The sequence below is a fragment of the Streptomyces sp. NPDC031670 genome (assembly GCF_055580545.1).
The window spans coordinates 97,266-117,160 of the sequence record NZ_JBVILC010000017.1 but is presented as its reverse complement, the minus strand read 5'-3'; the positions used below and the strand labels follow the sequence as shown (position 1 = coordinate 117,160).

The following is a 19,895-nucleotide window of genomic DNA, read 5'->3' as shown; positions in this document are numbered from 1 at the left end:
GCCCGGCCGCGCACGCCCCCGCCGCAACTGAGCCCTACCTCACAGAGGTGCCGCCGTGGCGGCGGCATACGCTTGAGGACGCTGCGCCAATGGAGGTCAGCCACTGTCTGCCGAGTGAGGAATGGCCGTACACATGTCCCCCGTCTCCCGCCCTCCCAGCCCTGCGTTCGCGTACTCCGACCTGCTCCCCCTGGGAGAGGACAACACGCCCTACCGACTGGTGACCGCCGAGGGTGTCTCCACCTTCGAGGCCGACGGCCGTACGTTCCTCAAGGTGGAGCCGGAGGCCCTGCGCAAGCTGGCCGCCGAGGCCATCCACGACATCCAGCACTATCTGCGCCCGGCCCACCTGGCCCAGCTGCGCCGGATCATCGACGACCCCGAGGCGTCGGGCAACGACAAGTTCGTGGCGCTCGACCTCCTGAAGAACGCGAACATCGCGGCGGCGGGCGTGCTGCCGATGTGCCAGGACACCGGCACGGCGATCGTGATGGGCAAGCGCGGGCAGAACGTGCTGACCGAGGGCGGCGACGAGGAAGCTCTCTCGCGCGGCATCTTCGACGCGTACACCCAGCTCAACCTGCGGTACTCGCAGATGGCTCCGCTCACCATGTGGGAGGAGAAGAACACCGGCTCCAACCTGCCCGCGCAGATCGAGCTGTACGCGACGGACGGCGGCGCCTACAAGTTCCTCTTCATGGCGAAGGGCGGCGGCTCGGCCAACAAGTCGTTCCTCTACCAGGAGACGAAGGCCGTCCTGAACGAGGCCTCCATGATGAAGTTCCTGGAGGAGAAGATCCGCTCGCTCGGTACGGCGGCGTGCCCGCCGTACCACCTGGCGATCGTGGTCGGCGGCACCAGCGCCGAGTTCGCGCTGAAGACCGCGAAGTACGCCTCCGCGCACTACCTCGACGAGCTGCCGACCGAGGGCTCCGCGACCGGGCACGGCTTCCGTGACACGGAGCTGGAGGAGAAGGTCTTCGAGCTGACGCAGAAGATCGGGATCGGGGCGCAGTTCGGCGGCAAGTACTTCTGCCACGACGTGCGTGTGGTGCGGCTGCCCCGGCACGGTGCCTCGCTGCCGGTCGCGATCGCCGTGTCCTGCTCGGCCGACCGCCAGGCGGTCGCGAAGATCACGGCCGAGGGCGTGTTCCTGGAGGAGCTGGAGAAGGACCCGGCGCGGTTCCTGCCGGAGACGACGGACGAGCAGCTGGACGAGTCCAACGATGTGGTGCGCATCGACCTCAACCAGCCGATGGACGACATCCTGGCGGAGCTGACGAAGTACCCCGTCAAGACCCGTCTCTCGCTGACCGGGCCGCTGGTCGTGGCGCGCGACATCGCGCACGCCAAGATCAAGGAGCGGCTGGACGCGGGGGAGGAGATGCCGCAGTACCTCAAGGACCACCCGGTGTACTACGCCGGTCCGGCGAAGACGCCGGAGGGCTACGCGTCGGGGTCCTTCGGGCCGACCACGGCCGGGCGCATGGACTCCTACGTCGAGCAGTTCCAGGCGGCGGGCGGGTCCAAGGTGATGCTGGCGAAGGGGAACCGGTCGGCGCAGGTGACTTCGGCGTGCGACGCGCACGGGGGGTTCTACCTGGGGTCCATCGGCGGGCCCGCCGCGCGGCTCGCTCAGGACTGCATCAAGAAGGTCGAGGTCGTCGAGTACGAGGAGCTCGGGATGGAGGCGGTGTGGAAGATCGAGGTGGAGGACTTCCCGGCGTTCATCGTGGTCGATGACAAGGGGAACGACTTCTTCCAGGCACCGGCCGAGCCGCCTACGTTCCTGAACATTCCGGTACGGGGTGTGGCGCAGCCGTAAGGGGTTTTCGGGGTCTCCCGGGGGCTGCGCCCCCGGGAGACCCCGGGCGGGGGTCCGGAGTCCGTCTGCGGACCGTGTGTGGCTGGTCGCGCAGTTCCCCGCGCCCCTGGGCAGTCAGGGGCGCGGCCCGCAGTTCAGGGGCGGGGTGGCGTCGAGGGCCTCTGCAGGAACGCCAGGCGTGCCCTCTTCTCCGGTTTCTGCACTTCCTCCCCCAGCACGAACCCCGCCCGCACCATCCGCGCGATCGACTTCTCGTTCCGGACGTCCGGTTCCACCACGATCCGCCGGTGGGACGGATCGGAGAAGACGTAGCGGATCAGGGACCTCATCAGCGTGCCCGTGAAGCCGGGGCGCCTCGGGCCCGGGGCGGGGGCCAGCAGGATGTGGACGCCCACGTCGCCGGGGCGCACCTCGTAGCACTCCCCCAGCGGGTCCGCCCCGGGCTCGTACGTCTGGAACAGCCCCACCGGCTCGTCGTCGAGCAGGAGCAGGAACGCGTGGTGCGTGGGGAGGGAGTCCACGTACGCGTAGGTCTCCTCCACGTACGCGCGGTCCGCGTCCAGCATCCCCCAGAAGCGCGCCCGCTCCTCGGTGACCCAGGAGTGGATCAGCTCCGCGTCCCCGGCCGGGTCCAGCCGGCGCAGCCGGACCGTTCCGAAGTCAGGGACCTTCTCCTCGTAGACGTCCGCCGTCCGCTCGGGTATCCGCTCGGCCGTCTGCTCGTCCATCCGCCTCGTCACCGTCCGCTCTCTTCTCAGTTCGCTCCACCGCGTCACCACCGGCACCGACTCCCCCGCCGCCCACAGCCGCGTCTGGTCGCGGTGGTGCGGGCTGTCCGGGGTGCCCGAGGCGCCGAACGGGACCACCCACAGGCTGTTCTGACGGTCCGCCAGGTCCCAGACGTACCGGGCCGCCGGGCCGCGGGCGGCGCGGTGTGTCACACCGGGGACGCTGCTCGTCGACAGGACGCAGTCGTGGTCGCCCGCCAGGCCCGGCCACTCCTCGGGCGTCGGCACCGCCTGCCAAGGCGCCAGCCGGTGCGTCTCGCCCCACGGGCCGAACTCCCCTCCCTCGGACGCGACTTCCTCCAGCGCCACCCTGACGAGGTGCGGCCGGTCCAGCTCCGGCAGCGTCGGCGTGGTCAGGATCGTCTCCAGCGCGAACGCGATCCTCGGCGTCAGCGCCAGCCAGGGCAGGAACAGGTCCGGCAGCGGCGGGAGTTCGGCGAGGTCCGCGAAGCGGGGGTGGGCGGCGAGTGCCCGCACCAACCGGTCCCGTACCGCCGCGTACGCCGTCGCGTCCGTCGAGTCCGCGTCCATCCGGCGGTTCCAGGCGCCCAGGCGGTCCCGGAGCGCCGCCGCCCGGGGTGTCAGGTCCTCCAGGGCCGCCAGGAGCCCCAGCAGCGGGCGCGCCGACGCCAGGTCCGTGTCCATGTGGAGTGAGGACATCTCCGCGGGCGTCCAGGAGCGGGAGCCGGCGAGCAGCGTCGCGATGCGCTCCGCCCGGTACGGGGGCGCGAACTCCACTCCCAGCGGCGCCGCCAGGCCCCGCTCGTTGGCCATCACCGCCGTCCCGTCCACCTCGGCGCGCGGCATCGGGGCCCAGCCCGTCCAGGCGTGGCCGGCCTCCCACGCCGGTACGACCCGTACGCGGTTGGTCCTGTGCCGGACCGGTACGCGGCCCGCCACCCGGTGCAGCCGGCCGCCCCCGGTGTCGGCGGCCTGGACCACGTTGACGGGCTCGACCCAGTCGTCGAAGGCACGGTCGACGTCGTCGGTGGTCCGGGCGCGCAGCAGCGCCGGGAGCGCGGCGAAGCCGAGGGCGGCGGTGACGCGGGGCGGGTGGCGCAGGCTGATGGCGTCGGCCGCGTCGGGGCCGCCGATGATGACCGGGCCGCGGTCCGTCTCGATCACCTCGACCGTCACCGGGGCCGCGCCCGCCACCTCCACCGTCTCGGTGTGGACGGCGGCGGGGGCCCAGCCGTCGGGGCCGAACGCGGCCACGCCCGTACCGTCGCGCCGCAGGCGTTCGCGGTAGAGGTCCTGGTAGTCGGCCATGGCGTTGGTGATGGCCCAGGCGACCGAGCCGGTGTGGCCGAAGTGGGCGATGCCGGGGACGCCGGGGACGGCGAGGCCCACGACGTCGTACTCCGGGCAGGCGAGGCGGATCTGCTGGTAGACGCCGGGGTCCTCGATGAAGCGGTGCGGGTCGCCGGCGAGGATCGCGGCGCCGGATGCGGTGTGCTCGCCGGTGATCAGCCAGCCGTTGGAGCCGGCGGTGCCGGGGCCGTCGGTGGCGAACAGCTCCACCGCGCCGGGGCCGAGCACGGCCACCGCCCGCTCGCGCCACAGTTTGGTGGGGAAGCCCGCGAAGAGGATGTGCGTGGAGAGCCAGACGCCGAGCGGGGTCCACGGCTCCCAGCGGCCGGGGGTCAGGCCCGTCGTGGCGAAGCCGGGCTGCGCGGCGGCGCCCTCGGCCAGCCCGTCGTTGACGCCCGCGGTGTACGCCGTGACCCAGTCGGCCGTCTCCGCGTCCAGCGCCGCGAAGCACCGGCGGGCGGTGTCGGCGAGCCGGGCGCGGCGGGCGAAGACGTCCCAGCCCGCCGCGTCGGGGCCGAGGAAGGCGGCCGTGGTGCCCCGCACCCGGTGCCGTTCCACCTCCAGCTGCCAGGCCCGGTCGACGGCCGTGACCCGGCCCTGGGCGTACGCGAGCTCGCGGGCGTCGGCCGCCCGCAGATGCGGGATGCCCCGGCTGTCGCGATAGACCTCGGCGCTCACACCCGATCCCCTCCCTGTAAGTTAGGACAGCCTAACCTAAAGGGAGGGGCCGGTGATGTGGAGGGCGGTCGTGCCCGGCGAGCGGTTACGCGAAGCGCTGCGCCGGGGAGCCGTCGCAGGGGCGCAGTGTCAGCGGGTCCTTCGCCGCCGCCAGCGTGGCGCACAGCCCGGCGGCCGCCGCCGGGCGCAGGGTGGAGCCGTCCCGGACGAACTCCTGGTTGGCGCCGCCGTGGCAGTTCCAGATGATCAGCCGGGCCCCGGCCGCGTACTTCGCGCCCGGCACGTCCAGGCAGCGGTCCTGGGTGAGCTGGGTGTGGAGGGACCCGCGCGCGCTGTCGTACCACCAGCCCTGGTTGCGTCCGCCGTGGCACTCCCAGCCGATCACGGCCGTGTTGTTCGCGCTGCTCGCGCCGTTCACGTCCAGGCAGCCGCCGGTCGCCGCGTTCGTCAGCGGCCGGTAGGCGTCGTCCCAGGCGAGCGGGTAGAGGACCGGCGAGCCGGTGGAGGCCGGGTCGGCGCAGCCGGCCTCGCGCACCCCGGAGTCGTAGATCTGGGTGAGGCAGGAGGCGAAGGCGCCGTGGCCCCGGTAGTTGGGGTGGAAGGACTGGCGGACCGAGTTGGAGTCCGGCAGCCCGGGCTTGGAGAGGTCGATGTAGAGGCCGCGCGCCCAGGCGTCCTCCATGCACACCTCGTGGCCGTTGAAGAGCCGCGAGTTGTCGAGGAAGACGGCGCCGGTGTCGGCCGCCGCCCTGCGCATCCCGCGCTCGAAGGCGGGCACCGCGGTGTTGCGGCCCCAGACGGTGTCCGAGTCGTAGCCCAGGCCGCCGCAGACGAGCTTGCCGGGGAAGCCGGGGTTGTCGTGGAAGTCGGGGCCGATGGGGCTCGGGTAGCCCATCACGACGAGCTTGTAGTCGCCGTCGGCGTACCCGGCGTCGCGCATCACGGTCTTCAGGTCGGTGACCGTCTGCTCGACCTTGGGCACGAGCGCGTCGACCCGCGCCTGCCAGCCCGGCGCGTACTTGGATTCGCACGGGCCCTGGAGCAGCAGATACCGCTCCACGCAGTCGGTCATCACCGGGCCGAACTGGAGGTCGTCGTTGGCCCCGGCGACCAGCAGCACCATCTTGACGCGGGTGTTGCGGGCCTTGACGGCCAGACTGTCGCTCTGGACCAGCTCGTCGGCGTACTGCTTGGAGCCGCCTATCCGGATGTTGCCGGTGTACGCGCCGGAACAGGCCACGTTGTACGTCTCGTCGGCGGGGATTCCCGTGCGGTGGATCGCGGAGTCCGGCGCCCGGTGGCACCAGTTGTCGGGGCCGTTGGTGCCGGCCTCGTAGGTGCCGACGCCCTCGCCGGAGATCTCGCTGTCGCCGAGCGAGATCAGCGCCGTTCTGCGCCGTTCCATGGGCCGCTCGGCGGAATCCCCGTACAGCTTGAGCGCCTCGGCGGCGCGGATCTTCTCCAGCTCGGGCGGAAGGGGGGTGGACTGTACCGTCGCGGCGGGTGCCGCCGCGGCCGTGGCCGTCATGCCCCCGAACGCGGCTGCCGCGGCCACGGCGGCGGCGAACGTACAGCGGAGTCTGTGCCTGGTGCGCCTCATTGCGCCTCCCCGGTGATGAGTTACCACCGGTATTTACCGGCCAGTAGGGGCGATGGGGAATAGCTGGAACAAGACAAGTGCTCATCTTTACCAGGAGGTTCAAGCACATGAACGACAGTGAGTACCGCGTCGAGCACGACTCCATGGGCGAGGTGCGGGTCCCCGCGCACGCCAAGTGGCGGGCGCAGACCCAGCGGGCGGTGGAGAACTTCCCCGTCTCCGGCCAGCGCCTGGAGCGCGCCCACATCGAGGCGCTGGCCCGGATCAAGGCCGCCGCGGCCAAGGTCAACGCCGAACTGGGCGTCCTGGACGGGGACATCGCGGCGGCGGTCGGTGAGGCGGCCTCCGAGGTCGCGGAGGGGCGCTGGGACGAGCACTTCCCGGTCGACGTCTTCCAGACCGGCTCGGGCACCTCGTCCAACATGAACATGAACGAGGTCGTGGCCACCCTGGCGAGCGAGCGGCTGGGCCGGGACGTCCACCCCAACGACCACGTCAACGCCTCGCAGTCGTCCAACGACGTCTTCCCCTCCTCCATCCACATCGCCGCCACGGCCGCCGTCACCGGCGATCTGATCCCGGCCCTCGACCACCTCGCCGAGGCGCTGGAGCGCAAGGCCGCCGAGTTCGCGGACGTGGTCAAGTCCGGGCGTACGCATCTGATGGACGCCACCCCCGTCACCCTCGGCCAGGAGTTCGGCGGCTACGCGGCGGCCGTGCGCTACGGCGTGGAGCGGCTGCGGGCCTCGCTCCCCCGGCTCGCGGAGCTCCCCCTCGGCGGCACCGCCGTCGGCACCGGCATCAACACCCCGCCCGGCTTCTCGGCGGCCGTCATCGCGGAGGTGGCGCGGGTGACCGGGCTGCCGCTGACCGAGGCCCGCGACCACTTCGAGGCGCAGGGCGCCCGGGACGGCCTGGTGGAGACCTCCGGCCAGCTCCGCACCATCGGCGTCTCGCTCACCAAGATCTCCAACGATCTGCGCTGGATGGCTTCGGGGCCGCGTACCGGCCTGGCCGAGATCAGCCTGCCGGACCTCCAGCCGGGCTCCTCGATCATGCCCGGCAAGGTCAACCCGGTCATCCCCGAGGCCGTGCTGATGGTCGCGGCCCAGGTGACCGGCAACGACGCCACGGTGGCGGCGGCGGGCGCGGCCGGCAACTTCGAGCTGAACGTGATGCTCCCGGTCATCGCCAAGAACCTGCTGGAGTCGGTGCGGCTGCTCGCCAACGTCTCCCGGCTGCTGGCGGACCGTACCGTCGACGGGATCACCGCCCACCGCGAGCGGGCGCGGGAGTACGCGGAGTCCTCGCCCTCGGTGGTGACGCCGCTCAACAAGTACATCGGGTACGAGGAGGCCGCGAAGGTCGCGAAGAAGTCGCTGGCCGAGCGCAGGACGATCCGCGAGGTGGTCCTGGCGGGCGGTTACGTGGAGCGCGGCGACCTCACCGAGGCGCAGCTCGACGAGGCGCTGGACGTGCTGCGGATGACCCGGCCGTGAACCGGGGGCCCGGCCGGGCGCGATGACCGGGCGGTGACCGGGGCCGTGACGCGGGTCGCAGCGCGGTCTTGACCGTGCTCCTAAGATCTGCGCATGACAGGTACCTCAGGCATGCACTGGGCGCCGGGGGACCAGATCCTCTGGCGCTACCGCGGCAACGGCCCGGAGCCGGGGAGCCGTGTCCACATCTGCCGTCCGGTCACCGTCGTCCAGGACACCGACGACCTGCTCGCGGTCTGGATGGCGCCGGGCACCGAGTGCGTCAAGCCCGTGCTCGCGGACGGCACCGCCGTGCACGACGAGCCGCTCGCCACCCGCTACACCGCCCCGCGCACCACGGAGCGCGCCCGCTGGTTCGGCACCGGGGTGCTCAAGCTGGCGCGCCCCGGCGAGCCCTGGTCGGTCTGGCTGTTCTGGGAGCGGGGCTGGCGCTTCCGGAGCTGGTACGTGAACCTGGAGGAGCCGCGCACGCGGTGGTCGGGCGGGGTCGACTCCGAGGACCACTTTCTCGACATCTCCGTCTACCCGGACCGCACCTGGCAGTGGCGGGACGAGGACGAGTTCGCGCAGGCCCAGCGGGTGGGGCTGATGGACGCGGCCCGCGCCCGGCGGGTGCGGGCCGCCGGAGCGGCGGCGGTCGAGGTGATCCGCGCCTGGGGCAGCCCCTTCGCGGACGGATGGGAGGAGTGGCGGCCCGATCCGGGGTGGCCGGTTCCCGCGCTCCCGGCGGACTGGGATCGCACCCCGGCGCATATGCCGTCGTGAGACCCTTGATGCGCCCCCGGGGTTCAAACGTAGGATCGTCCTCCGCAAGGCTGCGCATCGACAACGAGGGAACCCAGGGCGCACATTGACCGTATGTCACCTAAGGGGGGTCGGGACGTGAGGGGTGTCGCGGCCACCCGTGGAGCGGGTATACCGCACGAAGCGACTGCCTCGCGCATCCCTGTCCTGCCCCCAGCACGGTGGATGTCTCACTCCGGACGGACGGAACCCGACGCGTGACGGAGCATCAGCCCACTTCGCACGAGAGCCGGCACCAGGAGCAGTTGGCCCGGCCTCCTGAGGCGGCCCGGCCGCGCCCGGACGAGCCGGGTGCGGGCGCCGCCGCGCACTCCGGCGCGCCCGCTCCCCAGGTCGCCTCCCCGGCCGCCCGGCGGGGCAAGGCCCGTGCGGTCACCGCGTCCGTGCCCGGCCAGCCCGAGCCGGGCCCGCGCGACCTCACCCGCGACCTGGGCGCGGCGGCGACCGCGAGCGCGATGGGGGTGCCGCCCGGCCGGGGTCCCGCGCAGCCGCCGGGCGCCGGCGGGCCCGGCGGTCCGTCCTCCGGCGCCCCCGGGGCCGGGAGCGGCGGCGAGGTGCCCGGCGGGGACGGCGCGGCGGTGGCCCGCCGCGAGGGCGACCGGCTGCGGTTCGTCGGCGCGGCCACCCGCCGGATCGCGCGCGGCATAGACCTCGACGAGATCGTGCTCGGGCTGTGCCGGGCCACCGTCCCCACCTTCTCGGACGCGATACTCGTGCATCTGCGCGACCCGCTGCCGGTCGGGGACGAGCGGCCCGCCAGCCCCTTCGTGCTGCGGCTGCGCCGAACCGACCGGCTGCGTTTAGTCGACGAGTCGCTGCAGGAGCCGGAGGCGGCCGACGCCCTGTCCCTGCTGAACGCCCAGACCGATCTGACCCCGGCCGCCGAGCTCTGCGAGGTCCGCACCGGCGGCGCCCTCGCCGAGGTGCTGCGCGGGGTGCGCCCGGTCTTCGGCGACTCCGTGCCCGCCCGCCTCGCCCTGGCCGAGCTGCTCGGCCCCGACCGCCCGGTCCCGGCCGGCCACCGGACCATACTCGCCCCGCTCCGGGGCCGGCGCCGGGTGATCGGCGCCGCCGTGTTCGTCCGCGGCCTGGAGCGGCCCGCCTTCGAGGCGAACGACCTGCTGGTGGCGGCCCAGCTGGCCACCCACACCGCGCTCGGCATCGACAAGGCCGTGCTCTACGGACGCGAGGCGTACATCGCGGACGAGCTCCAGCGGACCATGCTGCCGGACTCGCTGCCCCAGCCCACCGGTGTGCGGCTGGCCTCGCGCTATCTGCCCGCCGCCGAGACCGCCCGCGTCGGCGGCGACTGGTACGACGCGATCCCGCTGCCCGGCAGCCGGGTGGCGCTGGTCGTCGGCGATGTGATGGGCCATTCGATGACCTCGGCCGCGATCATGGGCCAGCTGCGCACCACCGCGCAGACCCTGGCCGGGCTCGACCTGCCGCCGCAGGAGGTGCTGCACCACCTCGACGAGCAGGCCCAGCGCCTGGGCACCGACCGGATGGCGACCTGCCTCTACGCGGTGTACGACCCGGTCGCCCACCGCATCACCATCGCCAACGCCGGGCACCCGCCGCCGGTACTGCTGCACCTGGGCGGGCGCGCCGAGGTGCTGCGGGTGCCGCCGGGCGCACCGATCGGCGTGGGCGGGGTCGACTTCGAGGCGGTCGAGCTGGACGCCCCGGCGGGCGCCACCCTGCTCCTGTACACGGACGGCCTGGTCGAGTCCCGGCTGCGGGACGTGTGGACCGGTATCGAGCAGCTGCGGGAACGCCTCGCCGCCACCGCGCAGCTCACCGGCCCGGACCATCCGCCGCCCCTGGAGGCGCTCTGCGACGACGTCCTGGACATGCTGGGCCCCGGCGACCGGGACGACGACATCGCGCTGCTCGCGGCCCGCTTCGACGGGATCGCGCCGAGCGATGTGGCGTACTGGTTCCTGGACCCGGAGGACTCCGCCCCCGGCCGGGCCCGGCGCCTGGCCCGGCGCGCCCTGGACCGCTGGGGTCTTGAGGAGCTGACGGACTCGGTGGAGCTGCTGGTCAGCGAGGTGGTCACCAACGCCGTGCGGTACGCGGAGCGCCCGGTGACCCTGCGGCTGCTCAGGACGGACGTCCTGCGCTGCGAGGTCGGCGACGACTCGCCGCAACTGCCCCGCCAGCGGCGGGCGCGCGACACCGACGAGGGCGGGCGCGGGCTGTTCCTGGTGAACCGGCTGGCCAGGCGGTGGGGAGCGACCCGGCTCTCCGGCGGCAAGGTGGTCTGGTTCGAGCTGCCGACGCGCCCCTGAGGCGGAGGCGGGCGGCCCGGCCCGCCCCGAAACGATTCGGCCCCCCACCCGTGAGCGGGTGGGGGGCCGACGCGCGTCACGGGCCGGGGCTACGGAGTGCCGCCGCCGCCCTGGATGGTGCCCTGGGCGGCCCCTCCGTCGGCCGTGCCGGTGGTGGTGCCCCCGGTGGTCTGACCGCCCGTGGTCTGACCCCCGGTGGTGGTGCCCCCGGTGGTCTGACCGCCGGTCGGCTGACCACCCGTGGTCTGGCCCCCGGTCGTCTGACCGCCGGTCGTCTGGCCCCCGGTCGTCGGGCCGCCGTTGGTCCCGCCGGTCGTCGGCGTCTTCGTCGGCTTGTGGGTCGGCGGGTGCGAGGACGGCGTCTTGGACGGGGTGTGGGACGGGGTGTGCGAAGGCGTGTTGGACGGGGTCCCGGACGGCGTGGTCACCGGCGTCACATCGGGCTCCACGGCCGCTCCCTGGTCGGTGTCCAGGTCGAACTTGGAGTCGTCGCTGCCGACGGCGTCGAAGGTGTACGCGGCCCAGATCTTCGCCGGGATGGCGCCACCGTTGATACGGCCGTTGGCGGGGCCCTCGTTGCCGGTGGCGCCCGCGATGCTCACCTGGCCGCCCTTGGGCACGGTGTGCCCGTCCACCTGGCGCGCCTCGGCCGCCTCGCCCCACAGACCCACGGAGGTCGCCAGCGAGGGCGTGTACCCGGTGAACCAGGCCGACTTGTTGTCGTCGGAGGTACCGGTCTTGCCCGCGACCGGCTGCCCGTCGCGGTTCTCGGCGTCCCGCACCGACCTCTTGGCCGTACCGTCGTCGACCACGCCCGTGAGCACCGAGGTGACGGCGTCGGCCGCGTCCCGGCTGATCACCTGGTCGCCGATGGGGTCCGGCTTGTTGTACTTGGCCACCTTGTGCTGGGCCGACTTGACGATGGACGGCGTGACCTTCTTGCCGTGGTTGTCCAGCGTGGCGTACGCACCGGCCATCTCCATCGGGCTCGCGCCGTAGGAGCCCAGGGTCATGGCGGGCTCGGCGCTGACGCCCTTCATGTGGTTGAGGCCCAGCGCGACGGCCGTGTCCCGCAGCTTGGGAAGCCCCACGTCCACGCCCATCTGCGCGAAGACGCTGTTGACGGACTTGTTCATCGCCGTCTGGACGGTGATGGGACCGTAGCTGTCGCCGTCCTCGTTGGGCGGCGCGTAGCCCTTGCCGCCCTCGCCCTTCACCGGGCGCTTGTTGTCACCGTTGTAGATGGTGTTGGCGCGGATCTCCTTGCCCTCCTGCGTCTCGGCCTTGTCGTTGAGCGCGGTGGCGAGGATCAGCGGCTTGAAGGTGGAGGCGGGCTGGTAGGTGGCCGTGGTGGCGTTGCTGATCTGGTGCTTCATGTAGTCCTGGCCGCCGTACAGCGCGACGACCGAACCGGTCTTGGGGTCCACCGAGACGGCACCCGCCTGGATGTCCTGGTCGACCTTCCTGTTCTTCTTGTCCAGCTTGCTGGTCAGCTCCTGCTTCACCGCGTCCTCAAGGAGCTTCTGCTTCTTGGGGTCGATGTTGAGGGTGATCGTCCAGCCGCCCTTGGCGAGGTCCGCGGGGCTGATGCCGTTGCGTTCCATCTCGTCCTTGGCGGCCCTGACCATGTAGCCGGTCTGGCCCTCCATGCCGGGGTCGGGCTTGGGGTCGACGGGCACCGGGAACTTCATCCCGGCCCGCTGGCCCGCGTCCAGCTCCTTCATCTTGACCATGTTGTCGAGGACGTAGTTCCAGCGGGCCGTCACCAGCTTCTTGCCGGTCGCCGAGGCCACCGCCCAGTCGTACTGGCTGGGCGCCTGGAGCAGGGCCGCCAGATAGGCGCCCTGCTCGATGGTCAGCTTGGAGGAGTCCACGCCGTAGTACGCCTGCGACGCGGCCTGGATGCCGTAGGCGTTGCGGCCGTAGAAGCTGGTGTTGATGTAGCCGGCCAGGATCTCCTTCTTGGAGTACTTCCGGTCGACCTTGAGGGAGATCACCAGCTCCTTGAGCTTGCGGGTGACCGTCTGGTCCTGGCTCAGGTAGAAGTTCTTGACGTACTGCTGGGTGATGGTGGAACCACCCTGCTTGCCCTTGCCGGAGACGGTGTTCAGCAGGCCTCGGGCGGTGCCCTTGAGGTCGACGCCGGAGTCCTTGTAGAAGGACATGTTCTCGGCGGCGACGAAGTCCAGCTGGACCTTCTCGGGGATCTTGTCGAGCCCGACGACCTCACGGTTGAGCTGACCGGTCCGGGCGATGATCTTGCCGTTGGGGAGCTTGTAGACGTTGCTCTCCATGCGCGCCTGGGCGTTCGCCTCCGGGATCGGCGTCATCGTGTAGATGATGTAGAAGCCGCCCATGCCGAGCAGGACGAGCCCGAAGAAGGTGCCGAGCATCTTCTTCCAGGTGAAGAGCCTGCGTATTCGGCCGCCCTTCGTCTGCTGGGTCCGGCGCGCACCACGCTGCCGGGCCCGCCGCTCTTCCGCTCGGCCCATAACCTCAGTCGCTCGCCTTCTTGACTCGCCAGATCAGCTAAGAAAACTAACACCGCACCTGTGGACAAAGGGGAGCCCATCACGTCTTTTCCGTACGTGACAATCAGCACCCGGCCCATGGGAACCGACTGTCAAATGGCCCGGAGGGTTGCCAGAACTCCGGATCCTGCCCTTTTTTGCCATGGAATGTCATGTTCCCCAAGGCGCTATGCACCGGGGGTATACACCCCGCGTATACCTAGTGCGTATAGTCCTCCCCATGTCACTCGGCTCGCCCCCCGGCCCGTCGCGGACCCCTGCTCGGCGCGAGGGGGCTGCGCAAGACCTTCGGCCCCACCCATCTGGCCCCCGCCCCGGCCGGTGCCCGGTGACCGGCCACCTGCGCGAGCTGGCGCTCGGCGCCAGGTTCGCCATCACCGGCGGGCGCGAGGGCTGGGTCCGTACGCTGCTGACCGCCCTCGGGGTCGGGCTCGGGGTCGCGCTGCTCTTCGCCGCCGCCTCGATCCCGCACGTCAACCGGGCGAGCACCGCGCGCGGGGACGCCCGGATGCCGGCCGCCTCCGGGAGCGAGAAGCCGCTCGCGCGCTCCGACACGTCCGTCCTCTTCGCCATGGCCGGCACCGAGTACCGGGGCGAGTCCATCGGCGGCCTCGTGCTGCGCCCCGAGGGGACGCGCCCCGCCGTGCCGCCCGGGCTCCGCGCGGTACCCCGGCCCGGCGAGATGGCCGTCTCGCCCGCCCTGCGTGACCTGCTCGGCTCCCCCGAGGGGGAACTACTGCGCCGGCGGCTCCCGTACAAGATCACCGCGGGCATCGGCGACGCCGGGCTCCTCGACCCGACCGAGCTCTTCTTCTACGCGGGCAGCGACACCCTCAGCCGGGCCACCGGAGCCACCCGCACCGACACCTTCGGCGGTGCGGTCGAGAACCTGCCGCTGAACCCGGTGCTCGTGGCGCTCACGGTCGTCTCCTGCGTCGTGCTGCTCATGCCGGTGATCATCTTCATCGCCACCGCCGTACGGTTCGGCGGCGAGCGCCGCGACCGGCGGCTCGCGGCGCTGCGGCTGGTCGGCGCGGACACCGGGATGACCCGGTGGATCGCGGCCGGGGAGGCGCTCGCCGGCTCGGCGCTCGGCCTGCTGCTCGGCGCCGTCCTCTTCCTGGCGGGCCGGGAACTCGTCGGCGGCGTCCGGTTCTGGAGCTTCGCGGCCTTCCCCGCCGACTTCACCCCGGACCCGGTGCTCGCCGTGCTCGTACTGCTCGCCGTACCGCTCGCGGCCGTGGTGGTCACCCTCGCCGCGATGCGCTCGGTGTCCGTCGAACCGCTGGGTGTCGTACGGGCCGCCAGGCCCCGGCGGCGCCGGCTGTGGTGGCGGCTGCCGCTGCCCGCCGCCGGGGTCGCCGTCCTCTCCCTGTCCCCCGAAGCGGGCGTGGACGAGGGTGTGACCGACCCCAACCTGGTCGCCCTCGGCACGATCCTCACCCTGACCGGTCTCGCCGCCCTGCTGCCGTGGCTGGTGGAGGCGGTCGTCGCCCGGCTGGGGCGCGGGCCGGTCTCCTGGCAGCTGGCCGTACGCAGGCTCCAGCTCAGCGGCGGGACCGCGAGCCGGGCCGTCGCCGGGATCACCGCGGCGGTCGCCGGTGCGATCTCGCTCCAGATGATGGCCACCGGCATCCACGCCGACTTCGTGCGCACCACCGACCACGACCCCGGCCGCGCCCAGATCGACGTCGTGGCCGACTTCCCCAGCGGCGAGCGCGCCCAGCGGATGATCCAGGACTTCCGCGCCACCCGGGGCGTCGAGGCCGTCATCGGCACGGTCGAGACCTACGCGACCCGCCCCGGCCACTACGCCCGGGGCGAGATGCGGCCCACCACCGTGCTGACCGTGGGCGACTGCGCCACCCTCACCGAGCTCGCCCGCATCCCGTCCTGCCGCGACGGGGACACCTTCGTCGTCCACCCCGAGGGCGACAGGCGGCTGAGCGCGTGGGTGGACCAGAGCGCCCGGCCCGGCCGGGCGGTCGACCTCAACACCGCGACCGACTACGCCCCGGCGGCCCGGCCGGTCCTGTGGACCCTGCCCGGGTCGGCGCGGACCGTGGTCTCCCGGCCCGACCCGATGGGCGAGGCCCGGCACGGCATCTTCGCCACGCCCGGCGCCGTCGACGTCACCCGGCTCCCGTCGGCCGAGACCAGGGCCATGATCAGGGTGGACCGCTCGGTGCCGGACGCCGCCGAGTACGTACGCAACACGGCCGCCGCCATCGACCCGGCGATGACCGTGCGCACCATCGACAACGTCGAGCGGGACAAGCAGTACGCCAGTGTCCAGGGCGGACTGCGCACCGGGGCGGTCGCCACCATGCTGCTCATCGCCCTGAGCCTGCTCGTCTCGCAGATCGAGCAGTTGCGCGAGCGCCGCAGGCTGCTGTCGGTGCTGGTCGCCTTCGGCACCCGGCGGTCCTCGCTCGCCCTGTCCGTGCTGTGGCAGACCGCCGTGCCGGTCGTCCTGGGGGTGGTGCTCGCGGTCGCCGGGGGCACCGCCCTGGGCGTGGCCCTGCTCGGCATGGTCGGCAAGGAGGTCACCGACTGGTGGCTCTTCCTGCCGCTGGCGGGCACCGGCACGGCCGCCGTCCTGGTGGTGACGCTGCTCAGCCTGCCCCCGCTGTGGCGCCTGATGCGCCCCGACGGACTCCGTACCGAATGAGAGCCCGCACCCCCCATCCGCAGACGTACCAGCAGACAGAAAGGCATATGAGCATGTCCATCGGCCATACCCTCCTCGGACTCCTCGAGTCGGGCCCACGCCATGGGTACGACCTCAAGCGCGCCTTCGACGAGAAGTTCGGGCACGACCGCCCGCTGCACTACGGGCAGGTCTACTCGACCATGTCGCGCCTGCTGAAGAACGGCCTGGTGGAGGTCGACGGCGTGGAGGCCGGTGGCGGCCCCGAGCGCAAGCGGTACGCGATCACCGAGGCCGGCATCACCGATGTCGAGGCCTGGCTCAGGCAGCCGGAGAAACCCGAGCCGTACCTCCAGTCGACGCTCTACACCAAGGTCGTCCTCGCCCTGCTCACCGGCCGCAGCGCCGGGGACCTGCTCGACACCCAGCGCGCCGAGCATCTGCGGCTGATGCGCATCCTCACCGACCGCAAGCGCCGCGGGGACCTCTCCGACCAGCTGATCTGCGACCACGCGCTCTTCCACCTGGAGGCGGACCTGCGCTGGCTGGAACTGACCGCCGCCCGCCTCGACCAACTCGCCCAGGAGGTACGCGCATGACGCCCGCCGGCTCCCTGCTCCTCGCCAAGGACCTGCGCAAGTCGTACGGGCCCACGCCCGCGCTCGACGGCGCGGAGTTCTCCATCCACGCCGGTGAGGTCGTCGCCGTCATGGGCCCCTCCGGCTCGGGCAAGTCGACGCTGCTGCACTGCCTGGCGGGGATCGTCACACCCGACTCGGGGTCGATCGTCTACGACGGCCGCGAGCTGTCGTCGATGAAGGACGCCGAGCGCAGCGCGCTGCGCCGCAGCGAGTTCGGCTTCGTCTTCCAGTTCGGCCAGCTCGTTCCCGAGCTGACCTGCGTGGAGAACGTGGCCCTGCCGCTGCGGCTGACCGGCACGCGGCGCAAGGAGGCCGAGCGCGCGGCGCTGCACTGGATGGAGCGCCTGGAGGTCGACGACCTGGCCCGCAAGCGGCCGGGCGAGGTCTCCGGCGGCCAGGGCCAGCGCGTCGCGGTGGCCCGCTCGCTGGTCACCTCGCCGCGGGTGGTCTTCGCGGACGAGCCGACCGGCGCGCTCGACTCGCTCAACGGTGAGCGCGTGATGCAACTGCTCACCGAGGCCGCCCGGTCCACCAACGCGGCGGTCGTCCTGGTCACCCACGAGGCCCGGGTCGCCGCCTACTCCGACCGCGAGATCGTCGTACGCGACGGCAAGTCCCGCGACATGATGCTGGAGCACTCGGTATGACCGGGGCAAACGCGGCGAACCGGGTCCGCGAGCTCGCGCTGGGCGCCAAGTTCGCGCTCACCGGCGGCCGGGAGGGGTGGACGCGCACGCTGATGACGGCGATAGGCGTCGGGCTCGGTGTGGCGCTGCTGCTGGCCACCACCGCCCTGCCGGGCGCACTCTCCGCCCGGGACGCGCGCGACAACGCCCGCAACGACTACGGCGCCCAGCAGCGGGTGCCCGCGGGCGCCGACACCATGCTGCTCGCCCGTACCGACACGGTCTTCGGCGGGAAGGACATCCGCGGCCGGCTGCTCCAGCCCGAGGGCGACCACGCGCCGGTGCCACCGGGGCTCTCCGCGCATCCCGCGCCCGGCACCATGGTGGTCTCGCCCGATCTGCGCGAGCTGCTGGACTCGCCCGGCGGCAGACTGCTGCGCGAGCGCATCCCGTACCGGATCACCGGCACCATCAAGGACGCCGGTCTCCTGGGCCCGCACGAACTGGCCTACTACGCGGGCAGCGACACGCTCAAGGGCCACGAGACGCTCAACGGGGACGCGATCGACATCGAGCGGATCAAGTCCTTCCCCGACAAGGCACCGTCCGAGCCGATCGACCCGATCCTGGCCCTGCTCATCGTGATCATCTTCGTGGTGCTGCTGCTGCCGGTCGCGGTGTTCATCGCGGCGGCCGTGCGGTTCGGTGGCGACCGGCGCGACAAGCGGCTGGCGGCGCTGCGCCTGGTGGGCGCGGACAGCCGGATGACCCGCTGGATCGCGGCGGGCGAGGCGCTGGCGGGCTCGGTCCTCGGACTCGCCCTCGGCACGGTGTTCTTCCTGATCGCCCGCCAGTACGTGGGTGAGGTCACCGTCGCCCGGCTCAACGTCTTCCCCGCCGACCTCAACCCCAGCACGGGCCTGGCGCTCCTGGTGGGCGTGGCGGTGCCGGCGGCTGCGGTCGCGGTGACGCTGTTCGCGCTGCGCGGGGTGGTGATCGAGCCGCTGGGTGTCGTACGGACGTCGGTGCCGCGCCCGCGGCGCCTGTGGTGGCGCCTGCTGCTGCCGGTGGTCGGACTCGGCCTGCTCGTCCCGATGTTCGACAAGGGCCGCGACACCGGTTTCTACAACCAGGCCCAGGTGATCGGCGGTACGGTCCTGCTCCTCATCGGGGTCACGGCGCTGCTGCCGTGGGTGATCGAGACGGTGGTGCGGCGACTCGGCGGGGGCGGCGTCGGCTGGCAACTGGCGGTCCGGCGACTTCAGTTGAACTCCGGCGCCGCGGCCCGTCTGGTCAACGGCATCGCGGTGGCGGTGGCCGGGGCGATCGCGCTCCAGATGCTCCTCAGCGGCACCGAGGGCGACTACGTGACGTCCAGCGGCGAGGACACGACACGGGCCCAACTGGTCGTGCCGACGTCGGCGAACCTCTCCAGGGCCGAACAGGAGCGCCGCGAGGCGAACCTGAGGGCGGTACCCGGGGTGACCGGCACGACGGCGCTGGGCAACGCGGACCTGCACACCGGGTCCAAGGACCCGGAGCTGCGCAAGTACATCGAGGTGGCGGTCGGGGACTGCCGCGCCCTGCGCGAGGTGGGCGAGCTGCCCTCGTGCCGGGACGGGGACGTGTTCGTCACGACCGGGGGCGACTTCGGCGGGGAGGGCGCGGCGCCGGGCGCCAAGCTGTTCTACGAGTCGCCGTCGAAGGGCGAGGGCGACCGCCCCGGACCGGAGATCCCGTACACGGTGCCGCGTGCGGCCCGGGTCGTCCCGGCGCGGGCGGACCCCATGGGCACCAGGCGGGGCGGCCTGCTGGTGACGCCGGGGGCGCTGCGCGGGCTCACGAAGATGCACGTCTCCTACACGACGTACGTGACCACGCGCCCGGGCGACCCGCTGGCGGGCGACCGGGTCCTGAACGCGGCGTGGGCGGCGGACCCGTTCACGCAGGCGCGGGCGCTCAACGACGTCAAGACGGCGACGAAGTTCGCCGGGGTGCGGCGGGGGCTGTACATCGGCGCGGCGGCGGTCCTGCTGCTGATCGGCACGAGTCTGCTGGTGTCGATGCTGGAGCAACTGCGCGAACGCAAGCGCCTGCTCTCGTCCCTGGTGGCCTTCGGCACCCGCCGCACGACCCTGAGCTGGTCGGTCCTGTGGCAGACGGCGGTCCCGGTGGCGCTGGGACTCACCCTGGCGACGGGTGTGGGCCTGGGCCTGGGGGCGGTCCTGCTGCGGATGGTGGGGCACCCGATCCATGTCGACTGGACGTCGGTCCTGGGGATGGTGGGGATCGGGGGTGGGGTGGTGGTGCTGGTGACGGTGCTGTCGTTGCCGCCGTTGTGGAGGTTGATGCGGGCGGATGGGTTGCGGACGGAGTAGGGGGATGGGGGGTGGGGGTGTTTTTCCCCCACCCCCCATCCCCGTAAGCCCTCGGCCGGGCGGCGGGCATGCCCCCAGGGGCCGTCGTTCACCCACCGGCCGGTGGGAGTTCCCCACCGGCCCGCGGAGGCCGTCCTTCACCCTCGCGCCGATGGGGGCTGATCGCGCAGTTCCCCGCGCCCCTGAGAGGCCGTCGTCCACCCCCGCGCCGGTGGGGGCTGATCGCGCAGTTCCCCGCGCCCCTAGGGGGTGCGGCTCCTCCGGCGTACC

At 72.5% G+C, this 19,895-nt stretch carries 11 protein-coding genes; 8 read left to right on the top strand and 3 right to left on the bottom strand.

The window, feature by feature from the left end; translation table 11 throughout:
* Nucleotides 1–133: 133 nt before the first annotated feature.
* A complete protein-coding gene (locus ACZ5ID_RS27790; RefSeq protein WP_468903185.1) occupies nt 134–1,825 on the top strand; it encodes a fumarate hydratase in 1,692 nt (563 codons plus the stop codon).
* A 134-nt stretch (nt 1,826–1,959) separates the two neighbouring features.
* Here the strand turns inward: ACZ5ID_RS27790 and ACZ5ID_RS27785 are convergent, their stop codons facing one another.
* Nucleotides 1,960–4,602 (bottom strand): GNAT family N-acetyltransferase, encoded by a 2,643-nt coding sequence (locus tag ACZ5ID_RS27785; protein WP_468903183.1) that lies wholly within the window; start codon nt 4,600–4,602, stop codon nt 1,960–1,962.
* 85 nt (nt 4,603–4,687) lie between these two features.
* Complete coding sequence (locus ACZ5ID_RS27780) at nt 4,688–6,202, bottom strand: ricin-type beta-trefoil lectin domain protein (protein ID WP_468903180.1); 1,515 nt, start codon at nt 6,200–6,202, stop codon at nt 4,688–4,690.
* A gap of 107 nt (nt 6,203–6,309) precedes the next feature.
* Between ACZ5ID_RS27780 and ACZ5ID_RS27775 the strand changes: the two genes are divergently transcribed.
* The 3 genes from ACZ5ID_RS27775 to ACZ5ID_RS27765 all read left to right on the top strand — a co-directional run bounded on the left by ACZ5ID_RS27775 (nt 6,310) and on the right by ACZ5ID_RS27765 (nt 10,799).
* On the top strand, nt 6,310–7,701 hold the full coding sequence (locus ACZ5ID_RS27775) for a class II fumarate hydratase (RefSeq protein ID WP_468903178.1): 1,392 nt from the start codon (nt 6,310–6,312) through the stop codon (nt 7,699–7,701).
* A gap of 93 nt (nt 7,702–7,794) precedes the next feature.
* A complete protein-coding gene (fomD, locus tag ACZ5ID_RS27770) occupies nt 7,795–8,466 on the top strand; it encodes a cytidylyl-2-hydroxypropylphosphonate hydrolase (RefSeq protein WP_468903176.1) in 672 nt (223 codons plus the stop codon).
* Between the two features lie 236 nt (nt 8,467–8,702).
* Nucleotides 8,703–10,799 (top strand): SpoIIE family protein phosphatase, encoded by a 2,097-nt coding sequence (locus tag ACZ5ID_RS27765; RefSeq protein WP_468903174.1) that lies wholly within the window; start codon nt 8,703–8,705, stop codon nt 10,797–10,799.
* Between the two features lie 89 nt (nt 10,800–10,888).
* Here ACZ5ID_RS27765 and ACZ5ID_RS27760 read toward each other — a convergent pair whose 3' ends face one another.
* Nucleotides 10,889–13,291, bottom strand: coding sequence for a transglycosylase domain-containing protein (locus tag ACZ5ID_RS27760; RefSeq protein ID WP_468903171.1), 2,403 nt, complete (start codon nt 13,289–13,291; stop codon nt 10,889–10,891).
* Between the two features lie 259 nt (nt 13,292–13,550).
* On the opposite strand from ACZ5ID_RS27760, the gene ACZ5ID_RS27755 reads away from it, so the two are divergent.
* From ACZ5ID_RS27755 to ACZ5ID_RS27740, 4 genes are read left to right on the top strand one after another with little or no spacing between them, the layout of a single operon-like run.
* On the top strand, nt 13,551–16,001 hold the full coding sequence (locus ACZ5ID_RS27755) for an FtsX-like permease family protein (RefSeq protein ID WP_468903169.1): 2,451 nt from the start codon (nt 13,551–13,553) through the stop codon (nt 15,999–16,001).
* 53 nt (nt 16,002–16,054) lie between these two features.
* On the top strand, nt 16,055–16,579 hold the full coding sequence (locus ACZ5ID_RS27750) for a PadR family transcriptional regulator (protein WP_468903166.1): 525 nt from the start codon (nt 16,055–16,057) through the stop codon (nt 16,577–16,579).
* Entirely contained in the window at nt 16,576–17,268 is a 693-nt protein-coding gene (locus ACZ5ID_RS27745) for an ABC transporter ATP-binding protein (RefSeq protein ID WP_468903164.1), read from the top strand. The genes ACZ5ID_RS27750 and ACZ5ID_RS27745 overlap by 4 nt, the downstream gene beginning before the upstream one ends.
* The gene (locus ACZ5ID_RS27740; protein ID WP_468903161.1) at nt 17,265–19,625 is read left to right on the top strand and encodes an ABC transporter permease; all 2,361 of its coding nucleotides are present in this window, start codon (nt 17,265–17,267) and stop codon (nt 19,623–19,625) included. Before ACZ5ID_RS27745 ends, ACZ5ID_RS27740 begins: the two co-directional genes overlap by 4 nt.
* Nucleotides 19,626–19,895 lie beyond the last annotated feature (270 nt).

What these genes read in the sequence shown, in the direction of transcription:
- ACZ5ID_RS27790 (WP_468903185.1), top strand. Translation starts at nt 134, where the DNA reads ATGTCCCCCGTCTCCCGCCCTCCCAGCCCTGCGTTCGCGTACTCCGAC.
- ACZ5ID_RS27780 (WP_468903180.1), bottom strand. Translation starts at nt 6,202, where the DNA reads ATGAGGCGCACCAGGCACAGACTCCGCTGTACGTTCGCCGCCGCCGTG.
- ACZ5ID_RS27775 (WP_468903178.1), top strand. Translation starts at nt 6,310, where the DNA reads ATGAACGACAGTGAGTACCGCGTCGAGCACGACTCCATGGGCGAGGTG.
- fomD (WP_468903176.1), top strand. Translation starts at nt 7,795, where the DNA reads ATGACAGGTACCTCAGGCATGCACTGGGCGCCGGGGGACCAGATCCTC.
- ACZ5ID_RS27760 (WP_468903171.1), bottom strand. Translation starts at nt 13,291, where the DNA reads ATGGGCCGAGCGGAAGAGCGGCGGGCCCGGCAGCGTGGTGCGCGCCGG.
- ACZ5ID_RS27755 (WP_468903169.1), top strand. Translation starts at nt 13,551, where the DNA reads ATGTCACTCGGCTCGCCCCCCGGCCCGTCGCGGACCCCTGCTCGGCGC.
- ACZ5ID_RS27750 (WP_468903166.1), top strand. Translation starts at nt 16,055, where the DNA reads ATGTCCATCGGCCATACCCTCCTCGGACTCCTCGAGTCGGGCCCACGC.
- ACZ5ID_RS27745 (WP_468903164.1), top strand. Translation starts at nt 16,576, where the DNA reads ATGACGCCCGCCGGCTCCCTGCTCCTCGCCAAGGACCTGCGCAAGTCG.
- ACZ5ID_RS27740 (WP_468903161.1), top strand. Translation starts at nt 17,265, where the DNA reads ATGACCGGGGCAAACGCGGCGAACCGGGTCCGCGAGCTCGCGCTGGGC.